At 38.5% G+C, this 19,161-nt stretch carries 22 protein-coding genes and 1 other annotated feature; of the genes, 5 read left to right on the top strand and 17 right to left on the bottom strand.

Annotated features, from left to right (window positions below; translation table 11 throughout):
• Positions 1 to 152 precede the first annotated feature (152 nt).
• From M3210_RS12550 to M3210_RS12530, 5 genes are all read right to left on the bottom strand, one after another.
• Positions 153 to 1,334 (bottom strand): competence protein CoiA, encoded by a 1,182-nt coding sequence (locus M3210_RS12550; protein WP_251514882.1) that lies wholly within the window; start codon positions 1,332 to 1,334, stop codon positions 153 to 155.
• An 85-nt stretch (positions 1,335 to 1,419) separates the two neighbouring features.
• Complete coding sequence (gene mecA, locus M3210_RS12545; protein WP_251514880.1) at positions 1,420 to 2,112, bottom strand: adaptor protein MecA; 693 nt, start codon at positions 2,110 to 2,112, stop codon at positions 1,420 to 1,422.
• Between the two features lie 315 nt (positions 2,113 to 2,427).
• Complete coding sequence (gene spxA / locus M3210_RS12540) at positions 2,428 to 2,823, bottom strand: transcriptional regulator SpxA (RefSeq protein ID WP_251514878.1); 396 nt, start codon at positions 2,821 to 2,823, stop codon at positions 2,428 to 2,430.
• A 304-nt stretch (positions 2,824 to 3,127) separates the two neighbouring features.
• A complete protein-coding gene (locus M3210_RS12535) occupies positions 3,128 to 4,336 on the bottom strand; it encodes a putative glycoside hydrolase (protein ID WP_251514876.1) in 1,209 nt (402 codons plus the stop codon).
• Positions 4,337 to 4,453: 117 nt separating this feature from the next.
• Positions 4,454 to 5,266 carry an MBL fold metallo-hydrolase gene (locus M3210_RS12530; protein WP_251514874.1) on the bottom strand — a complete coding sequence of 271 codons (813 nt, stop codon included), beginning with the start codon at positions 5,264 to 5,266 and terminating at the stop codon, positions 4,454 to 4,456.
• Positions 5,267 to 5,407: 141 nt separating this feature from the next.
• Here M3210_RS12530 and M3210_RS12525 point away from each other — a divergent pair, with 141 nt between their 5' ends.
• Both M3210_RS12525 and trpS read left to right on the top strand, forming a co-directional pair.
• Positions 5,408 to 6,316, top strand: coding sequence for a nuclease-related domain-containing protein (locus M3210_RS12525; RefSeq protein WP_251514872.1), 909 nt, complete (start codon positions 5,408 to 5,410; stop codon positions 6,314 to 6,316).
• Between the two features lie 689 nt (positions 6,317 to 7,005).
• Positions 7,006 to 7,185 (top strand) — a binding site (T-box leader).
• Between the two features lie 54 nt (positions 7,186 to 7,239).
• Entirely contained in the window at positions 7,240 to 8,229 is a 990-nt protein-coding gene (trpS, locus tag M3210_RS12520) for a tryptophan--tRNA ligase (RefSeq protein WP_251514870.1), read from the top strand.
• 99 nt (positions 8,230 to 8,328) lie between these two features.
• Here the strand turns inward: trpS and M3210_RS12515 are convergent, their stop codons facing one another.
• The 9 genes from M3210_RS12515 to M3210_RS12480 all read right to left on the bottom strand — a co-directional run bounded on the left by M3210_RS12515 (position 8,329) and on the right by M3210_RS12480 (position 15,140).
• Positions 8,329 to 8,904, bottom strand: coding sequence for an IS3 family transposase (locus M3210_RS12515; RefSeq protein ID WP_251514918.1), 576 nt, complete (start codon positions 8,902 to 8,904; stop codon positions 8,329 to 8,331).
• 15 nt (positions 8,905 to 8,919) lie between these two features.
• Positions 8,920 to 9,096 carry an IS3 family transposase gene (locus M3210_RS20735; RefSeq protein WP_432806990.1) on the bottom strand — a complete coding sequence of 59 codons (177 nt, stop codon included), beginning with the start codon at positions 9,094 to 9,096 and terminating at the stop codon, positions 8,920 to 8,922.
• 23 nt (positions 9,097 to 9,119) lie between these two features.
• Positions 9,120 to 9,875 (bottom strand): helix-turn-helix domain-containing protein, encoded by a 756-nt coding sequence (locus M3210_RS12510; protein WP_251514868.1) that lies wholly within the window; start codon positions 9,873 to 9,875, stop codon positions 9,120 to 9,122.
• An 89-nt stretch (positions 9,876 to 9,964) separates the two neighbouring features.
• Entirely contained in the window at positions 9,965 to 10,723 is a 759-nt protein-coding gene (locus M3210_RS12505) for a DUF3603 family protein (protein ID WP_251514865.1), read from the bottom strand.
• A gap of 83 nt (positions 10,724 to 10,806) precedes the next feature.
• Positions 10,807 to 11,013, bottom strand: a complete 207-nt coding sequence (locus M3210_RS20855) for a YuzI family membrane protein (RefSeq protein WP_251514863.1) — start codon at positions 11,011 to 11,013, stop codon at positions 10,807 to 10,809.
• Between the two features lie 188 nt (positions 11,014 to 11,201).
• On the bottom strand, positions 11,202 to 12,443 hold the full coding sequence (fabF, locus tag M3210_RS12495) for a beta-ketoacyl-ACP synthase II (protein WP_251514861.1): 1,242 nt from the start codon (positions 12,441 to 12,443) through the stop codon (positions 11,202 to 11,204).
• A 25-nt stretch (positions 12,444 to 12,468) separates the two neighbouring features.
• The gene (locus tag M3210_RS12490; protein ID WP_251514859.1) at positions 12,469 to 13,407 is read right to left on the bottom strand and encodes a beta-ketoacyl-ACP synthase III; all 939 of its coding nucleotides are present in this window, start codon (positions 13,405 to 13,407) and stop codon (positions 12,469 to 12,471) included.
• Between the two features lie 142 nt (positions 13,408 to 13,549).
• Complete coding sequence (locus M3210_RS12485; RefSeq protein ID WP_251514857.1) at positions 13,550 to 14,503, bottom strand: BMP family ABC transporter substrate-binding protein; 954 nt, start codon at positions 14,501 to 14,503, stop codon at positions 13,550 to 13,552.
• Positions 14,504 to 14,528: 25 nt separating this feature from the next.
• A complete protein-coding gene (locus M3210_RS12480) occupies positions 14,529 to 15,140 on the bottom strand; it encodes a hypothetical protein (protein ID WP_251514855.1) in 612 nt (203 codons plus the stop codon).
• Between the two features lie 139 nt (positions 15,141 to 15,279).
• On the opposite strand from M3210_RS12480, the gene M3210_RS12475 reads away from it, so the two are divergent.
• The gene (locus M3210_RS12475; RefSeq protein ID WP_251514852.1) at positions 15,280 to 15,456 is read left to right on the top strand and encodes a DUF2929 family protein; all 177 of its coding nucleotides are present in this window, start codon (positions 15,280 to 15,282) and stop codon (positions 15,454 to 15,456) included.
• Positions 15,457 to 15,509: 53 nt separating this feature from the next.
• Here M3210_RS12475 and M3210_RS12470 read toward each other — a convergent pair whose 3' ends face one another.
• The gene (locus tag M3210_RS12470) at positions 15,510 to 15,848 is read right to left on the bottom strand and encodes a hypothetical protein (protein ID WP_251514917.1); all 339 of its coding nucleotides are present in this window, start codon (positions 15,846 to 15,848) and stop codon (positions 15,510 to 15,512) included.
• 112 nt (positions 15,849 to 15,960) lie between these two features.
• On the opposite strand from M3210_RS12470, the gene M3210_RS12465 reads away from it, so the two are divergent.
• The gene (locus tag M3210_RS12465; protein ID WP_379597295.1) at positions 15,961 to 16,773 is read left to right on the top strand and encodes an undecaprenyl-diphosphate phosphatase; all 813 of its coding nucleotides are present in this window, start codon (positions 15,961 to 15,963) and stop codon (positions 16,771 to 16,773) included.
• A 70-nt stretch (positions 16,774 to 16,843) separates the two neighbouring features.
• Here the strand turns inward: M3210_RS12465 and M3210_RS12460 are convergent, their stop codons facing one another.
• Together M3210_RS12460 and M3210_RS12455 are read right to left on the bottom strand one after the other, a co-directional pair.
• Positions 16,844 to 17,155: a metal-sulfur cluster assembly factor gene (locus M3210_RS12460; RefSeq protein WP_251514848.1), complete on the bottom strand. Its 312-nt coding sequence runs from the start codon at positions 17,153 to 17,155 to the stop codon at positions 16,844 to 16,846.
• A gap of 81 nt (positions 17,156 to 17,236) precedes the next feature.
• A complete protein-coding gene (locus M3210_RS12455) occupies positions 17,237 to 17,998 on the bottom strand; it encodes an alpha/beta fold hydrolase (protein WP_251514846.1) in 762 nt (253 codons plus the stop codon).
• Positions 17,999 to 18,142: 144 nt separating this feature from the next.
• On the opposite strand from M3210_RS12455, the gene M3210_RS12450 reads away from it, so the two are divergent.
• The gene (locus M3210_RS12450) at positions 18,143 to 18,973 is read left to right on the top strand and encodes a Cof-type HAD-IIB family hydrolase (RefSeq protein ID WP_251514844.1); all 831 of its coding nucleotides are present in this window, start codon (positions 18,143 to 18,145) and stop codon (positions 18,971 to 18,973) included.
• The last annotated feature ends 188 nt before the right edge of the window (positions 18,974 to 19,161 follow it).

Raw genomic sequence — 19,161 nt, 5'->3', positions numbered from 1 at the left:
CAATATCCTCCTTTAATACACTTCCTATACTATTTCTAGATATTCATAGGAAATCCTTTATATTCATCCATGTTGATTAGAAAATAATGCCAAAGCGGCTAAACATTTTCAGGTATATTTAGTATACCGAATCAATGGGCTTTCATGCTTGATTAATGATTATTATTTTTAAAAAGTGTATCAATAAGTAGGGAATCTGTTTGAATTGCCGTTTCCAATTCCGTATGTAGCTGGATTTCTGAAATCTTCTTGAAGGTAGTTTCCGAGGTTCGCTCGAGGATACCTGCTTCGCATAGGAGAAGCAAATATTCAAGAATAGGGTCCATTGGGGATGTAATTAAAGGAAAGTCTTCTGGAGATAGCAGATCATCTTTTGTGACCTTGATGCATTGAGACAAGCTGACAATCCCACCTATTCGTACTCTAGCAAGAACTTGAAATACAATTTGGCTTTGCCATATCCAGCCAGGTACTTTCAGCAAATAAGCACTTAAAATGGGGAGATGGACAATGGACGGCAGCTGTTCCTTATAAACCCCTTTTTCATATAACCAGTTCAACCATCCTTTCTCTCTCCCATAAACTCTGTACTTTCTTGATAGTCGGAACCGCTTCTTTTCCCGTTTCCAAATTGAATTTAAAACTCCTTTTGACACATACGCTTTGGATAACAGTTCACGAAGATTAGTTTGTCTCAAAGGGGAAATGGTAAGTTTGCCAACTGCGTGGTGTGTGTTGATGAAGGTTAAGTCTTGAAATTTAATGAATTTACTTGTAAGTGGACAAAAGTAGAAAATACTTAATGGATATTCCGGGGAATATTGATGGATGAGTGCTTTCTTAAATGAATCTAGCCTAAGCATCTGACTGCCTCTGCGTTTCATTAGCTTATCTCCAAGAATCCAAAGGACGTGGATTCCCGCTTGCTGATAACCAGTTGTACGACTAATGATCTCTTCCGTTGCAATTTTAACGCATTGATACTCGATGGCAATTCTCTTATCTTGGACGTGCACTAATAAATCTGGACGTTGTCTAATTTCAGGTACATAGCTTTCCAGTTTAACTTTCAAGCCTTGATTGCGGAGCCACTGGTAAAGCCGGAGTTTACCTTGTTCATGATACGCCCCTTCCCCTCCACCAATAGTAGGACAATCCGCATCCTTAGCATGAGCAAAATGGGCAATCACCTTCTCACCTGCCCGTAAGATTACTCTTTCTCCGCAGACTGGACAAAAATAAACATGCTTTCCAGATTTTAATTCTAAAACCTTTTGTCTCGGAAACATAGCTGGAGTAATCAGTTTGCCATTATTTAGTTTTGCCTGAAGCATCGAATCACCTCCGTATTAGTTTATTCGACAGAGTGATTCGAAATCCTGCAATAAAACACAAAAAATAGACATCTCATCAAGATGTCTATTTTTCTGCTGGGAAATGCTTACTGATTTCTCCAAATGTATTATTTTCGATAATTTTCTTTCCATATTCTTCAAGCACGTGCAATGAAACATTCGAAGCTGTTGCAAATTCAAGAATCTTACTCTCCAGATTTTCTTGTATAGCCTCATCGTCCAATACTTCAATACCAAACTGAACATAGAGGTAATACTTACCCTCGTAATGATATAACGTCTGCTCTTGAATTTCATAGTCATGCTTCATGACATGGCTAAGCTGAATGACGTCTTCAAAATCATTGAATTGTACAGCAATCCATAACTTTTCTTCGTGGAAACCTAGATCATCCTCTTCTTTGTCGTCGATACTTTTACCAAACGTATCCTCAAGAATTCCCTCAATATCTTCTTCCCCATGCAAATCCATTGACTCATCATCTTCATCATCAAATTCGTACTCATCTTGTTTGGAAATCTTAGCTTTCGTTACGATGATCTCCAAACCTTTTTCCATCGCTTGAACTTGGATCCAGAGAGGCCCCTCCGGATTGAAGTCTTCTTTTTGATTGACTTCATCCATCATATGCCAAAATAACTGCTCACTGCGCTCCCGGTTATACCAAATCTCTTCCCTCTCATAACCGAGATTTTCAATATCTAAATATGAAATATAAAACTTGATTGTATTTTCATTGATTCTTTCTATTTCCATCGTTCTTCTCTCCCTTCAAACGAAAGATTATATATATATAAATCAGTTTACAACTTCTTCCCAGGTTGCTCACTTTATTCTCTAACTACAGCATATGGTCACCTTTCATTGCTTATAGCCATTGTATGATAAAATATGGTGTTTTGGAAATGAATATGCCTATAATTAAATAGTTATTTTAAACCAGATTGAAGGATTTGTCACGTCTTTTTTTGAGCAGCAAGAAGTTGTGGGGTCATTATCGGGGTAGTAAATAAATAAAAGCACAAGACCCTGCGCAAACCGTCCTGTGCTTTATAATGTTAAGTACTTCGACTAGTTGACCATCCGCTGTGCTTCACGTAATTGGAATGTCCGAACTGTTCTAGGTAGGAAACGTCTGATTTCGTCTTCGTTATAACCAACTTGAAGTCGTTTCTCATCAAGGATAATCGGTCTTCTTAGTAAGCCTGGATTTTTTTGAATAAGATCAAATAAATCTTGCATCGGCAACTGCTCAATATTTACATCCAATTTCTGAAATACTTTTGAGCGCGTGGAAATGATTTCGTCAGTTCCATCCTCCGTCATCCGTAAAATCTCTTTAATTTCTTCAATTGATAGCGGTTCCGAAAAAATGTTACGTTCTTTATACGGAATCTCATTGTTTTCCAACCAAGCTTTAGCTTTTCTGCAGGATGTGCAACTTGGTGAGGTATAAAGTGTTACCATGTACTTCACTCCTCAATATTTATTTCTAATGCTATGCAAGCTATCATTAAACCCATTTCATTCTTATATTAAAATAAGTTTAAATAATCCCTTCATCAGTATACTACATTCATCTATAAAAAAGTAGGGGGTAAACGACGATTATTAGCTTATTTTTCAAATAGCCTGCTTAAAATATTATCTACTCGGTATTGTACCCTATCCATTTTCAATTAAACCCCTTAATTGAAAAAAATGACTATCAATTTTCAATAGAGAACATCCATAGAAAAGGGACTTGGGGCAAAAACCCCTTGTCCCATATTTATTTCCCTATCAAATAATCCACATTTTCAGTATAGACATTTCCAGCATTCCACAGTAAAAACTCGTTGATGCCATTTTCATAGAGCGCTTGGATTTGTGCTTCCACCTCAGCTTTTCCGTACTGTTTCGTCTTTCCATCATAAAGCCAAGGAGCTTCGAAATCTTGCAGCCAAGGGCGGGAAACTGGAGGATCTTCAAGTGCACCCAATACTTCATTCTCTACTTTCGCGTACTCGCTCACCAGACGATACGGTTCAGTATCTGGTTTCTCAATTCCGAAATAGCTTGACCAGTGGCTCGGATAAATCATCGAAGAGATAACATCTACGTTATCTGAAATCCGTGAGAAGTTTTGACCGATACCAGGCGTCTCTTCCAATGTCGCTGCATAGCCAAAAATGTCGACCGAGACATCGACCCCGTATTGCGACAACTCTTCACGTGCATAGGCAACAAAATCCGTTACAGCTTCTACACGCTTTTTAACATTATTCATCTCAAGATCTTCATAATCTCCTAATGTGTAAGACAATGATTCATCTTTTTTCTCAAATCCTTCTGGAAAACGCACATAATCAAATTGGATTTCCTGGAATCCAAGTTCTACAGCCATTTTCGCGATTTCTACATTATATTCCCAGACCTCTTTTTCAAACGGATTAACAAATGCTTCTCCGCGGTTATTTACCCAAACCTCACCATTCTCAGTAAATGATAAATCTGGTCGTTTTTTCGCCAATACAGAATCTTTGAAAACGACAATTCTTGCGATCGGGTAAATCTCTTTTTCTTCCAACATTTTCATCATACCCTCAGGATCGGAAATATAGTTTTTCGCAATATCTGCATAGGGAGAATCTTCATCTGGCACAAAAGTCAAATTACCGTGGTCTTCTTTAATATCTATAACCATAGCATTTAACGCGGTGGAATCTACTAGATTAAGGAGATCATTGAAACGGCTGCCACCAGCGGAATTACCGGTTACATAAATCCCTCTTACAGCATCCGGATATTCAAAGTTAAGCCCCGAATCAAAGGAAAATCGCTTCATTTTTTGACTCGGATCGAATAACTCAATGTTCGTTTCTCTTTCAGCATGCTTCGAAATCGTTATCGCCTCTTCCCCATGAACGACCCAAGGAAAGACTAGGCTTAACAGGAGAATTCCCATGACTGTCCTCACCCAAAGTTGTGCTCTACCCATTACCTATCAATCTCCTAATTTCAAGTTAAATCTAGTATAAAGGAAACTTTAGGTTAAATGAATGGTAAAAACCTATTATTTTCTGTCATATTATCGAAACATGTCTATTTTCGTCGATTAGGGTGTTTCTCTGAGAACCGAGCGAATAATGTGGATGGAGTCCCATTCTCCGAAAGAAATATATGAAATGGAATACCTTCCATTGAACAATTGTTTTTGAATTTCTTTCTCACTATAGCCCTTTCTACTCAGTTCACGTATTTTCTCCTGAAGCTCCAGAAGATAATCCAATTTACTTTGCAAAACACTTCGGCCGCTTTTCACATGTCCAGCATGGCAGCAATACAACTCCTCAAAATCATACCCTAACACCCGACGGATCGAAGAGATGATTGTAGGAATGCTTTCATCCTTCAATATGATCTTCGTTTGCGGCTGGACAAAGAGATCTCCAGTAAATAGCTGCCCAGTCTTTCGATTGAGGAGAGAGACATGATCTGGCGCATGACCTGGTGTCTGAATGACATCCCAAGTTGCATTTCTTGATTCAATTGTTTTTTCAAGAGGAAGCGCTTGAAAAGGTTCTCTTTTCCCCCAGAAGACTTTACGATAAAATGGGTAGTTCGCTTTTTTCATAGAATCCTCTATACCGATTTTATCCATATAAATTGGTAGATTATATTTACGCTTTATGTATGCCACTCCACCAACATGATCTTCATGAGAATGGGTCAACACTACTTTATCTGCACGAACTTTATCAAAAAATGATTTGAATTCGCTCAGTAATCTAGGAGCACCAGTATCGATTAACATACCATCTACTTCATAACAATACACATTTAATTTCACTCTATTTAAGGCAACAACACCTTCCATATATCTAACGTTACCTATCGTCCCCTCATTGGCCTCGGTTTTAATCAACATGATAATCGCTCCTCGCATCTTATTATCATTAATTTACCACAAATTGAATGGTTATTCATTTTTAAATTGAGTATTAAATAACGGAATAGTGCAACTTATGATATTATTGATGTGATATCTAAATTATAGGAGAGGAAGTGAATGATGGAAGTAATCACAAAACTGCAGCCATCGCCAAAACTATTGCTTTTTGAATCGTTAAGTAGACGCATGCATCTTTCCAACAAGGACAAGCTCACCTATCTCAATCTAAAAAAAGGTTATGAAGGAGAGCTGTTGTTTTCCAAGTTAACGGAAAATATCACCGGTGAAGGCTTGATCTTAAATGATTTGCTTTTCGAATATAATCAAACTGCCTTCCAGATAGATTGTTTGATTATTAACCAAGCGAAAATCTTTTTATATGAAGTGAAAAATTTTGAAGGTGATTTTTATCTTGAAAATGAAAAGCTTTTTAAAAAACCACGGCAAGAAATCCTTAACCCCCTGCACCAATTAAGTAGAGCAGAATCTCTTCTGCGCCAAGTTCTCCTCAGTCTCGGATATAACACTCCAATTGATGCTTCTGTAATTTTTGTAAATCCCGCATTCACTCTCTATCAGGCACCACTTGATATTCCCGTTATTTTTCCAAATCAGATCCACCGACACCTGGAATTTGTAAGCAACCAGTCTACGAGCATAACATCAAATATGAGAAGGCTTGCTGCTAAGTTATTGGACCTAAGAAAAACAGAATACCCATTTGATAAACCACATTATGCATACGAAGAATTAAAAAAGGGAATCGTCTGTCCAACTTGTGGAAGGGGCGCAGTTAATTCAGTTAAAAGAAGCTGTATCTGCGAATCCTGTGGCCATAAGGAGTCTCCTACAAATGCCGTGCTGCGCTCCGTGAAGGAATTCCGGTTGCTGTTTCCGGAGAGGAGAGTGACTACAGGGGAGATTTATGATTGGTGTGGAGGAGTTTTTTCAAAAAGAACAGTACACCGAATTTTGTCAAAGCACTTTAAAGCTGTTGGAGTAAATAGGTGGACGTACTTTGAGTAAATACTAGATATCCAGCATTTATTCATTAGCCCTAGCGCGCATTACGCAGGGCTATTTTTAAATGTAATGGTTTATGACGAGAGAAGTGACTTACTATAAGTTTTCTTATCAAGACACATAGCATTCCGTACAAGAGAATGGCTATATCGTCAGTCCTTCTTAAAAACTGAACTCTTTCATGACATGAGAGCGGCTCTATTGTCGGTTCTTCATGAAAACTGAATTCATTCCTGACAATAGAGCGGCTCTATTGTCTATTCTTCACGAAAACTAACCCCATTCGTGACATGAGAGCGGCTCTATTGTCGGTTCTTCACATTAACAGACGCCCTTCATGACAAGAGAGCAGCTCTATTGTCGGTTCTTCACAAAAACTAACCCCATTCGTGACATGAGAGCGGCTCTATTGTCGGTTCTTCACATTAACAGACGCCCTTCATGACAAGAGAGCAGCTCTATTGTCGGTTCTTCACATTAACAGACGCCCTTCATGACAAGAGAGCAGCTCTATTGTCGGTTCTTCACATTAACAGACGTCCTTCATGACAAGAGAACAGGTCTATTGTCGGTTCTACACATAAATAGATCTTCTTCGTGACAAGAGAGACCTATTCTCTTGTCAATTCAATACAGGCCCCCATCCCCTTGCATTCCCCCCAAAAACTCTATATAATAAACTCAACAAAATAACTCGAGCAATGACGAAGATAGAGTACAATTGCCCGCTGATTTGGTAGAGAGCTTGTGGTTGGTGGAAACAAGCATCAAGGTGGATTGGAATTGGGCTTCTGAGCTTATTGGAGATTAAAGTGATTCTGTGTGCAAACACAGAGTAATAAGGGTGGCACCGCGGTTCATTCGTCCCTTCAGATTAGGGAATGAGTGGGCTTTTTTTAATGGGAAAAATTAAAGGAGTGTACAGTATGCAAACAATCTTTTCAGGGATTCAACCTAGTGGTACGTTGACACTAGGAAATTATCTAGGCGCGATCAGACAATTCGTGGAGCTGCAAGAGGAATATCAATGTTATTTTTGTATCGTTGATGAGCATGCGATCACCGTTCCTCAAGATCGACTGGAATTAAGAAAAAATATCCGTTCTTTGGCAGCTCTCTATCTAGCTTCCGGCCTTGACCCAAATAAAGCGACATTGTTTATTCAATCGGAGGTTCCTGCTCACACGCAATTAGGATGGATGCTTCAATCACTCAGTTATGTTGGGGAATTGGAGCGCATGACCCAATATAAAGATAAATCAGAAGGTAAAGAAGCGGTATCATCTGCATTGTTCACTTACCCTGCTTTAATGGCGGCGGATATTCTGCTTTATCAAGCGAATCTTGTACCAGTAGGTGATGATCAGAAACAGCATTTGGAACTTACCCGTGATTTGGCACAACGCTTCAATAATCGCTTCAACGATATTTTTACGGTTCCTGATATTCGGATACCTGAAGTTGGAGCACGTATCATGTCACTTCAAGAACCAACGAAAAAAATGAGTAAATCCGATAAAAATGAAAAAGGGTTCATCTCTATGCTTGATGAACCGAAAAAAATCATTAAAAAAATCAAGAGTGCAGTGACTGACTCTGAAGGTATTGTTAAGTACGATAAAGAAAACAAACCTGGAATTTCAAACTTATTAACGATTTACTCCAGCTGTACTGGGGAGTCTATTGAAGAGTTGGAGAAAAAATACGAAGGTAAAGGCTATGGCGACTTTAAACAGGGCGTAGCGGATGCAGTAGTTAATCTGCTACAGCCAATTCAAGAAAGATATAATGAATTAATCGATTCACCAGAGCTGGATACGATTCTCGATGAAGGTGCTGAGAATGCATCCAAAGTCGCTAATAAAACTGTTGCAAAAGCGAAAAAAGCAATGGGATTAGGCCGGGTCAGAAAATAATATAAAAACCAGTTCATCCCTTGAACTGCCCCCTGTCAAGTAGACAGGTAAATAAACAAAGTATTTTGTGCCATGTATGATTTTCATGCATGGCTTTTCTTATGATGGAATATGTAAACCCATCTTTAACGTTATACGTTTTGTGTTATAGAATTCAATAAACGTCTTAATATCTTTCTCTAATTCTTCAAATGTGTTATACGTAGTTAATCGATACATTTCTTCTTTGATGATTCCCCAAAAATTCTCCATTGGACCGTTATCAATACATTTACCAACACGTGACATACTTTGATTAATTTTGTGCTCTTTCACAAAGTTTCTAAATCCATGTGACGTGTATTGAAAACCACGATCACTATGGAATAATGTTTTTGTTGGAATAATAGTATTTTTAATCTGAGTGACTGTATCACGAACTAATGCATTGTTATTATGTCGGGATAATTTGTAGGCTACAATTTTATTTTCACCGTAATCTAAGACGGCACTTAAATAAGCCTTTGAATGACCTCCGAACTTAAATTCAGTGATATCTGATAATAGGACTTCCATTGCGTTATAGTCTGCTTGGAATTCTCTATTTAGGACATTTTCAGCTACATGTTGCGGTTTATGTGGTTTATAGTTATAACGTTTCCGGCGGATAACGGCTTTTAACTCTAATAATCTCATCAAACGGTAAACACATTAATGGTTCACTTGTGCGTGAAGATAATGATTGAGATAAATCGTGATGCGACGATAACCATAAATTCCTTTATGTTCGTCATATACTTTTTGAATGCAGCTAATCAAGTGTTTTAAGCGCTTCTCTGTTTTCGTTGGTTTTCGTTTGACCCATTTATAATAACCCGAGCGACTCACACCTAATGCTTCGCATAGTATGGTTATTTTGAATCCCTTTTTTTCGAGCTTTTTGATCGTTTGGTACTCGGCCTCATACCGCGTTTGCGTAATATCAACTCTCTTTCCACTTCTTCTAACTTTTTTAACGCAGCATTCTCTGTTTCAAGGTACTCATTTCGTGCTTTTAATGCCGCAATTTCTGTTCGTAACTTTTCTTCATCGGTTTGGATCTCGTTTGGCTTTCCGCGACCTCGTCCATCTACCAGTCCGTCAGGACCATGCGTTTTGTACTTTTGAACCCATGAGTAAACATTGTTATAAGAAACTTGATATTTTTCAGCTGTGTCTTTATACGATAAGTTATTGGCTAAACAGGCTTTGACAATCTCAACTTTTTCCTCAAGCGTTGTTTTTCTACTTTCCATCATATACACCTCGGGTTTTGGAGAATAAGTTTTTAATCCTTCCCCCTTAGTATACTTGATGATCCATTTCTTCACAGTTTGATGAGCTGGTATGTTATATTTACGAGCTAATTGAACGAAGGGAGTACCTTCTTCCATGTACTCTCTAACGACTGAGTTCTTAAACTCTTTACTATAATGATTATTTCTCCTCTTCGTTTGAATACCTGTCAGACCATGTTCTTGGTATCTTAGTACTTTGTCATGAAAGGTCGATTCGCTTAACAAAAGGCCTTTCACTTCACTTAACACCCGATAACTCAGACCTTCATCAAGATACATTTGAATATATCTTTCAAGTTCATCAACAGTATGCTTACTATTAGAACGCATAGAAAAACCCCCTAAAGTAGTTTTGTTTTTTTAAGTGTCTACTTTAGGGGGAGCATATCACCTCTGATGAACTGGTTTTTTTATTTCATTTACGATTGAGTTGTATCTTTTGCATAATCCTTTTCAGCATCCCATAACTTTTCTAAAAAGGGTTGTCCACGGACTATTTTTGCACAAAATTCTTCGTGATTTTCATTGAAGCCTAATCGGATGCCTTCATATAATTTTTCCCACACTTGGTCTGCATCCAAATACTTGATAGCCGGATAAAGTTTCGGGTCCCATTCAGTCAACCAGTACCGCAATTCTTCCAAGTTACCGGAAGTCTTCAGTTGATCCAAAGCAATCATAAGAATATGTTTGATTTCTCGCTCACGCCTTGTAAGCCCAAATACTTGCTCCGGAGACATTGATAAAATATGATACTCCTTCTTGTAATGCTTCGCTTTAAATCCAAAGTTTTGCGGTTTCGCAGATTTGATCATGTCATAAATCAGCTGCTCCTGCCTTGGGATCAGGCGGCTTTTTCGTACTGGTATTGTGTAACCGATTGTATCAAATGCCAACGCTTCAATACCGTTTGTCACCACACAAGCATATTCAATGACATTGCGATTTTGTCCTTTTCGACTATAAGAACGTTTGTAGATCGTATCTAACAAGCTCTCTGGTATTTCCTGCAAATCATTCTCAATGTACTCAAATAGACCTTCATTTATGTATAACAACGGTGTTTGATCTAATAGTTCAATACGGTCTTCTTTGCGCCATTCGTGGTAGCGGGCGACTTGATAGCCATTCTCTTCACTTTCAAACCAATTTACCCAAACATCATGTAAATATAGCATTCCACCCTCACCTCTTTGGAAAATTAATCTAGAATCATTATGACCAATAAAGAATGAAATTATTCTTATTCGATGTGAATGGCTTACGAGTTATTTGGGTAGCAGTATAATACAACCAACATAATCAATATTCCGATGAAGAAAAAATAACATTCTATCCTGGTGGATATGAAACTGAAATATTCAACCCAAGTAATACCGGCAGGAAGAAAATTCATATATGCGATTATCGTTACTCCACCTGTTACGGTCAAACCGAACCCTATCAAAAACCAGAATATATAAAACATCACTCACACCTGCCACTACTCTAGTAATTGTCTACTTATTGTTACATCCTATGCTTGTCCAAGTAGTTTCATGCAGGTACAAAGATGGAAGCAGTCATTCATGCCTATTTATCTTATACGGAAATTTTTATTGAATTCCTTATATCAAAAAAAGAAGCCAACTCATTACGAGTCAGCTTCTAATACTTTTAACCATTATATTTTTTAAATACAAGTGACACATTATGACCACCAAAACCTAATGAATTACTTACCACAACATTCACATCTTGTTGGCGTGCTTCGTTAGGAATATAATCAAGATCACAATCTTCGTCTGGTGTTTCATAGTTGATGGTCGGTGGAACAATGCCTTCTTCAATTGCTTTCAATGAAATGACGGATTCCACTCCACCTGCAGCTCCAAGCAAATGACCTGTCATTGATTTCGTGGAAGATACAGATAGTTTATATGCATGGTCACCAAATACCGATTTAATTGCTGCCGTTTCATATTTATCATTTAAATCAGTGCTTGTTCCATGGGCATTAATATAATCGACATCATTTGGTGAAATTCCAGCATCATCAAGCGCAGCTTTCATTGCTCGCGCTGCACCTTCTCCATTTTCAGCTGGAGCGGTAATATGATACGCATCTCCAGTTGCACCATAACCAACAATTTCTCCATAGATTTTAGCACCACGTTCCAGTGCTGATTCAAGTGTTTCCATAATGATGATACCTGAACCTTCACCCATGACGAAACCATCACGGTTTTTATCAAATGGGCGACTAGCGGTTTTCGGATCAGGATTAGTGGATAATGCTTTAGCGGAAGAGAAACCAGCAAACGCCATATTGGAAATAGGTGCTTCTGTTCCACCTGCAATAATATAATCCACGTCCCCGCGCTGAACGGACTTGAACGCATCACCAATTGAACTTGCTCCTGAAGCACAGGCTGTAACTGTACATGAATTGATTCCTTTAGCGCCTAATTGAATCGAAACTTGTCCAGCAGCCATATCCGGAATCATCATCGGAACAAAAAATGGACTGACACGACGAGGACCTTTTTCTAGTAACTTACGATGCTGATCCTCCCAAGTTTGCATGCCGCCGATTCCTGAACCGATCCAAACTCCAACACGGGTCGCATTGCTATCATCAATGACAAGCTTCGCGTCCTCCACAGCCATTTTCGCCGCAGCTACCGCATATTGGGTAAATAAATCCATGCGACGGATATCTTTTTTATCAATATACTTTTCAGCTTCAAAACCTTTAACTTCTGCTGCAACTTTTGCAGGATATTGTTCTACATCTACTCTAGTAGCGATTTCGATACCAGATTTTCCATTTAATATATTTTCCCACATTGATGCTACATCATTTCCGACTGGCGTCACCGCACCTAAGCCGGTTATAACAACTCTTCTTTCAGCCATCATTCTGACTCCTTTCTGAAATATGTCAGACTCCCCAACGGATAGCCGTAGATCCCCAAGCTAACCCGCCGCCAAATCCAACTAATACGACTAAATCATTATCTTTGATTTTACCATTCTTAACTGACTCGGATAAAGCCATAGGTATAGATGCAGAGGAATTATTACCATATTTCGTAATTGTTGTCGCCATTTTCTCTGGAGAAATGCCGAGACGTTCTCTCGCTGCATCCATAATCCGAATATTTGCTTGGTGTGGTACAAGATAATCCACATCTTGTTTATCCAAACCGATTTTTTCTACTACATTCACAGTGGATTCAGGCATTTGTCGAACCGCGAATTTAAATACTTCACGTCCGTTCATTTCCATGTATCCTTCTTTATTTTGGAAAAGGTCTTTTCCGCCAGCTCCTTTGGAACCTAATTCAAAGGAGAGCATCCCTTTGCCTTCTCCTACTTCACCTACGACTACTGCACCGGCACCATCACCTAAAAGAACACAAGTAGAACGGTCTTCCCAATTAATGATTTTTGAAAGTTTATCCGCTCCTACTACAAGAACTTTTTTGTATGCGCCAGCTTTTACGAATTGTTCCGCAGTCACTAACCCATAAATAAATCCAGCACAAGCAGCACCCACGTCTAATGCAGCTGCATTAGTCGCACCTAATCGATCTTGGATTTTACATGCAACCGATGGAAAAGGTGTATCAGGTGTGACAGTCGCTACAAGAATTAAGTCAATCTCTTCCGGAGAAACATTTGCTTCTTCAAGAGCGCCTAATGCTGCATGGTAGGACATATCGGAAGTATCAATATCATCCTCGGCAAATCTGCGTTCCTCGATCCCTGTACGCGTGCGGATCCATTCATCTGTCGTATCAACCAATTTTTCCATATCTTTGTTTGTGACTAATTTTGTTGGTACGTAATGGCCGGTGCCTAAGATACCCACATTCATCTTAACATCTCCTTCATCTTTCCTTCGAGGTTTAACTCTGCTTTTATATTAAACTAGAATCAAAGTATATGACTAATCATTATGACTTGGTACTAATTTTATAGCAAAAATCTCCTTCTGACAAGAGGAGAATATTTTCCCCTCACTTTTCATTCGGAAGAAGATTCGATTCTTTATATATTTCAACATCTTTAAGTAGTTCGTCTACAAAGCTCTCGGGAATAGCTTCATTGAGATCACCTAACGTAATATAATCATTATGGAAATCATAGTAGCGGATACCGCCAACTAATTCCTCATCATTAAAATCTCGGGCTGCTTTTACATATACCTTATCTACGTGCTGAATCAGACTAGTCAACACAAAATCAGGAGCAATGTCATTCTGGTCGTTAATGTATCCTAAAGAATATATACCATCTTCAGCAGCAGCTTGAATCACTGCCTCATTATACGCATTACCTATCGGAAAGATAATATCGATGCCTGCTTGTTCAAACTCTTCGTAAATGGATAAAGCCCGCTCTTTATCATCCCAATCATTAACAAAATCAATATAAATATCTGCATTTGGATTTTCATACTTCACACCTTCATAAAAACCTTCCAGTTCCGGTTGCCAAGAGTAGACAGCTATTACACCTATCTGATCTGTCTCGGACATTTCACCAGCGATCATACCACCGAAGAAGCCCATCGCATGGGAATTAAAATTTAAACTCGTAACATTCGAATTGTAAATCTCACCATTCATATAAATAAAATGGATTTCTGGATATGTTTTTGTCAGCTCGACAAAATGACTGCCATAGATATTTCCATGGCCAATGACAAGATTGACACCCTCTTTTACGAATTCGTCTACTGTCCGGGCGACTTCGTTTTCACTGCGGATATTTTCCTTATAGAAGACATCTGTCTTAAACTCTTGTTCTATTTCCAGCAGCCCTTGATAACCCTTTTCGTTCCAAGAATTGTCGTCAATTGAGGATTCAAAGATCATACCGACATTTTGCAGATTGCTCCCCTCAAAGTAGCTGCAGCCAGGCAGTATTATAAGAATCATAATTAATGAATATATTCCATACTTTTTCAATACTGCCCCTCCTATCCAACGTTTATTATGATGATTGATATAAATCTTTAAACTGTTGATAATGTGAAATGACTTGCTTCAAATTTTCTTCTATAGGAACATTTTCATCGACGAGGAAAGTTTTTTCAAGTTTTTTACCTGTATTTTCTCCATTTCTTTTAGATTTCATATAAATTTCTGAGTTAGGAGGCTCTTTTTCTACCCATTCCATAAAAACTTCGAGAAAATCAGCAATATACAGGCCTTCTTTCTCATATTCAGAAGCAGAAAATGTAATTTGATTTTCATTCTGGAGTAAATCATCATCTGACAGCGGCATCCATTCTCCAAATAAGTAAGGAGCCTGAATAGAAATTGCGTGATCTAAATTTATAGAATCACTATTGATCAGAAAAATCCTTTTACATTCCAGCTTTTTTGCAAACTGTGGTAGAGGGCCGACACAAATAACTAAAGGATAAGATGTTTGCAACGGCTCTTCCACTAATTCAAAATTACTGTTACGGGGAAAAAAGTCAACAAGATGTTCATTATTATTATTACTTTTCACTGCATTCACTTCATAACCTTCACTTAATAACCGATCGGCAATATGGTAGCTGATCCAATCTGTAATATTCAACACTAGGGCTTGCATAGTCATCTCCTCCCTACTTTAATATATGTTCAAATTAAAGCTTTTATTTTTATTCCTTATTTGTTAAACTGTATAAGGACATAATTTTTATAAAGATAACTAATACATATGAAATTCATAGAAATGTGAGGTGCCAAATATGCGATACATTATGACAATCATTTGGTCACTGCTTATTAGCGCAGCGGTTTCGTACGTACTGACTAGTATGGCTGGAGAACCATTCGTAATTTCAGAGGTAGTTATTTTAGCGGCATTCTTTATGGTAATCGTATTTTTACTAGGTGAAGTCGCTCTCAAACAAAAAGAAAACTAACCATTTAACAAACCCTTGCCTTCAAGGAATTGGCAAGGGTTTGTTATTTCGTGTTAATACCAGGGTAATAAAGTTAGGGCCGTTAAGGCAGCAAGAGGTAGAATCAGTCTGCGGAACCTAGGTACCCCGAATGGTCCGTACCCATAGAAGCCTGGCCCATAGCCAAAAGGACCGTAGAATGGGTAACCGAACTGTCTATCATAATGGCTCATGCCTTGCATCGAATTCATATCACCCGGGTAAGCATCATTTGGGACGGCCATGTATACATATTCATCGTCTAAACCGGTTAATATCCCGTCTACACTCAGCCCATCTACCGTTTCAACAAGAACATAAGAATGCATATGTTTTTTACATTGTTCATACATTTTCATAGTATCACTATTCATCGTCACACAAATCACCCCTCCTCATCAACTAGACTATTCACCTAGTTGAAAATTGGAACTTGTCTAGAGGGGGTTGACTGCGTGAAAAAAGGAGCGAAAAACAATGGATTATATTCAAGATCTTATCTTAATCATTCAATATTTTATCCTTGGACTAGTTCAAGGAGTCACTGAACCTATTCCGATATCTTCTAGTGGACATCTGGTCATATTCAGAGAATTATTCGGGATTAAAGCAAAAGGACTTTCCTTTGAAATTTTTGTGAACTTTGCATCACTATTGGCTGTACTTTTAATCTATAAGGAAGATATTATACGTTTAATTAAAAATACATTGCTTTTTCTCTTCAAAAAGGATGAAGCGGCACGAAGCGACTTTCAATTTGTCATTTATCTAATTATCGCAACGATTCCAGTAGGGGTCGTTGGAGTTCTGTTTGGTGACTATCTTGGGGATTTACTAAGCCGAACGGAAGTCATCGGTATTACGCTCTTAATAACAGCTGCAGCCATTTGGATGATTCGTAACTTGCGGGGGAGAAAGCAAGACGGTGATTTAACAATGAAAGACGCCGTTATTGTTGGACTAGCACAAGCTGTCGCAGTCACTCCTGGTATCAGCCGTTCTGGAGCTAGTATTGTCGCCGCCATGATGGTTGGAATGAAACAGGATACCGCATTACGTTTTGCATTTCTATTATATATTCCTGTCAGTCTAGGTACGACAATTCTCGAGGTACCAGATCTCGTAACAAGTCCAGATTTCCAAGCACTATGGATTCCAAACACCATTGCATTTATTACCGCATTTGTTGCGACCTACTTCGCACTAAAATGGTTTATGGGCATCATGGCACGCGGAAACTTGAAGTATTTCTCTTATTATTGTGTCGTTGTCGGTTTACTGGTTATCATTTTCTTATAAAAAATAAAAAGCAGCAGCTGCGAATTTCTCGTTAGCTGTTGCTTTTATTTTATGACTATATGTGTTTGAATCAATCAGGAATTCCCAATGCAATTTTCGCATAGCGGGACATTTTGTCTTTATCCCAAGGTGGGTTCCATACGATATTTGTTACGGTTTCCTTTACTTCTGGAAGGTCACCAAGTGCATATTTAATATCTTGTTCAATATGCCCTGCCAATGGACAACCCATTGCAGTCAATGTCATTGTAACCGTACATACACCATTCTCATCAAGATCTACATCATATACTAAGCCGAGGTTGACGATATCTATGCCTAATTCAGGGTCAATTACGTTCTCGAGTGCACCCATCAGATACTCTTTTGTTGCTTCATCCATGTTTCCTACCTCCTTTATCCTTCTTGTATTAATTAAACCATATTTGCATGAAAAATTTAAGTAATTAAATTGTCCACTCTGTTACAAATATTTTTCGAACCATTTTACAAGTTCCAAAACAGCATTTCTGCTTACTTTATGTCCGGCATTTTGTTCTTTGATAAACTGGATAGCTTCCGGATTCGAATAATCCTGCTTCACTTCATCATAAAACGTATAAGAGTGGTCGAATGGAACGACGGCATCTTGTTGTCCATGCCAGAATAAAAGCGGCCTCTCGTTCAATTTTTCCGGCTGTAACGATAAATCACAGGTCTCCAGCTGGTTATACAGAGCGGCGATTTGCTCATCCGTAATCGGCAAGTCCCCTTCTTTCTTAAAGCTTTCAACAAGTGTCTTGGCAAAAGTTGTAATTCTTGGTGAACCCATTAAAATAACAGCCGATTTGATCCACTCATATTGTGAGAGTGCCGCGGAGGTAGTGATTCCGCCCATACTCGTCCCCGCTACACCAATTCTTCCATCTAAGATTAAATTTTCATCATCTAAGATTTGTTTTATTATCTCGAGTTCCTTTACATTATTCAGCACAATATCCCAGAAGGAAATTTGCCTCTTAAGTTCCGTTGTTTCCTGCTCCCTATCTCCATGAAGCTCACTATCTGGAAGCACAACACGATATCCTTTTTCCGCTAATAAAAAGGCTATAGTTAGATTATGCTCTTTCGCACTTGTAAATCCATGGAAAAAGATGACGGTTGGCAGTGCTTCTCTCTGTTTATTGCTATCTACTACAACTAAACTCGGTATATTTTCAAACTTCTCTTTAATAATTCCAATCATCCACTTCACCTCTCATTCTAATGTTACCTGTATTTCTAACCACCTTCCAGTATAAACGTCAATGCTCATTTTAATTTTAATTTACTTTACATTCGCCTCAATCCCTTATAGACTAGTTATTACAAATGAGGTGAATGAAAAAAGATGAAAAAACATATGATTGCATTAGACCTAGATGGGACATTACTTACAGATGATAAAAAGATCAGTGAGCACACGAAACAAGTACTTTTTCGGGCAAAAGAAGAAGGACATCTTTTGGTTATTTCAACCGGAAGACCACACCGGGCCAGCATCAATTACTACAATGAGCTCGAATTGGATACTCCGATGGTCAACTTCAATGGAGCATTGATCCACCATCCTCAAGACAGCAAATGGGATGCATTACATAGTCCAATGCCAATTCGAACTGCCCATAAAATTATTGATGCATGTTATGACCTCGGTGTTAATAATATTCTCGCTGAAGTGATGGATGACGTCTATCTCGATTCCTATGACAGTAAACTCCTGAGTTTCTTCGATGAATTGGAAAATGAGCCTGCTTATGTGATCGGGAACCTAAAGCAGAAGCTTGAAGTAGACCCGACCTCGGTCCTCGTCTATCCAGAAGAGAATCAAGTCGATAAACTCCGTAACCACCTCGATGAGTATCATGCTGAAGTAATTGAGCATCGTAAATGGGGTGCTCCTTGGAACGTGATTGAGATCATCAAAAAAGGAATGAACAAAGCAGTAGGACTTCAAAAAATCGCCCACTACTTCGACATTCCACAAGACCGCATCATCGCATTCGGAGATGAAGATAATGATCTGGAAATGATCGAGTACGCTGGAGTCGGCGTAGCGATGGGCAACGCTATTGAGGAACTGAAATCCGTCGCCAAACATGTGACAAAAACAAATGAACAAGACGGTATCGGCGTCTTTTTAGAAGAATACCTGAAAATAAAAACGAACACACCAAGCTGATATATTCATGCATAGCAAGGTTAGAAGTGTTCATACTAAAAGGGAGCGTGTGGAACGTTCCCTTTTTGTGTTTTCAATATTTGATGATAAGGAGGCTGACTTACCTGAACAAAAAGAAGAAAAAGGGAAACAGTGAATTAGTAAAAGAAAATGCTGTAGCATCCAACAAAGCCTTTACTGATAAGGCT

Origin of the sequence: Oceanobacillus luteolus (assembly GCF_023715655.1) — a bacterium.
Classification (GTDB): domain Bacteria; phylum Bacillota; class Bacilli; order Bacillales; family Amphibacillaceae; genus Oceanobacillus; species Oceanobacillus luteolus.
The sequence above is the reverse complement of the archived record's forward strand: the minus strand, read 5'-3'. Positions and strand labels throughout refer to the sequence as shown.

What these genes read in the sequence shown, in the direction of transcription:
- M3210_RS20855 (WP_251514863.1), bottom strand. Translation starts at nt 11,013, where the DNA reads ATGTTTTATATATTCTGGTTTTTGATAGGGTTCGGTTTGACCGTAACA.
- M3210_RS12535 (WP_251514876.1), bottom strand. Translation starts at nt 4,336, where the DNA reads ATGGGTAGAGCACAACTTTGGGTGAGGACAGTCATGGGAATTCTCCTG.
- fabF (WP_251514861.1), bottom strand. Translation starts at nt 12,443, where the DNA reads ATGGCTGAAAGAAGAGTTGTTATAACCGGCTTAGGTGCGGTGACGCCA.
- M3210_RS12515 (WP_251514918.1), bottom strand. Translation starts at nt 8,904, where the DNA reads ATGAGATTATTAGAGTTAAAAGCCGTTATCCGCCGGAAACGTTATAAC.
- M3210_RS12530 (WP_251514874.1), bottom strand. Translation starts at nt 5,266, where the DNA reads ATGTTGATTAAAACCGAGGCCAATGAGGGGACGATAGGTAACGTTAGA.
- M3210_RS12505 (WP_251514865.1), bottom strand. Translation starts at nt 10,723, where the DNA reads ATGCTATATTTACATGATGTTTGGGTAAATTGGTTTGAAAGTGAAGAG.
- M3210_RS12475 (WP_251514852.1), top strand. Translation starts at nt 15,280, where the DNA reads ATGCGATACATTATGACAATCATTTGGTCACTGCTTATTAGCGCAGCG.
- M3210_RS12490 (WP_251514859.1), bottom strand. Translation starts at nt 13,407, where the DNA reads ATGAATGTGGGTATCTTAGGCACCGGCCATTACGTACCAACAAAATTA.
- M3210_RS12450 (WP_251514844.1), top strand. Translation starts at nt 18,143, where the DNA reads ATGAAAAAACATATGATTGCATTAGACCTAGATGGGACATTACTTACA.
- M3210_RS12455 (WP_251514846.1), bottom strand. Translation starts at nt 17,998, where the DNA reads ATGATTGGAATTATTAAAGAGAAGTTTGAAAATATACCGAGTTTAGTT.
- M3210_RS12550 (WP_251514882.1), bottom strand. Translation starts at nt 1,334, where the DNA reads ATGCTTCAGGCAAAACTAAATAATGGCAAACTGATTACTCCAGCTATG.
- M3210_RS12460 (WP_251514848.1), bottom strand. Translation starts at nt 17,155, where the DNA reads ATGGATGAAGCAACAAAAGAGTATCTGATGGGTGCACTCGAGAACGTA.
- trpS (WP_251514870.1), top strand. Translation starts at nt 7,240, where the DNA reads ATGCAAACAATCTTTTCAGGGATTCAACCTAGTGGTACGTTGACACTA.
- M3210_RS12525 (WP_251514872.1), top strand. Translation starts at nt 5,408, where the DNA reads ATGATGGAAGTAATCACAAAACTGCAGCCATCGCCAAAACTATTGCTT.
- M3210_RS12480 (WP_251514855.1), bottom strand. Translation starts at nt 15,140, where the DNA reads ATGCAAGCCCTAGTGTTGAATATTACAGATTGGATCAGCTACCATATT.
- M3210_RS12510 (WP_251514868.1), bottom strand. Translation starts at nt 9,875, where the DNA reads ATGCGTTCTAATAGTAAGCATACTGTTGATGAACTTGAAAGATATATT.
- M3210_RS12470 (WP_251514917.1), bottom strand. Translation starts at nt 15,848, where the DNA reads ATGAATAGTGATACTATGAAAATGTATGAACAATGTAAAAAACATATG.
- spxA (WP_251514878.1), bottom strand. Translation starts at nt 2,823, where the DNA reads ATGGTAACACTTTATACCTCACCAAGTTGCACATCCTGCAGAAAAGCT.
- mecA (WP_251514880.1), bottom strand. Translation starts at nt 2,112, where the DNA reads ATGGAAATAGAAAGAATCAATGAAAATACAATCAAGTTTTATATTTCA.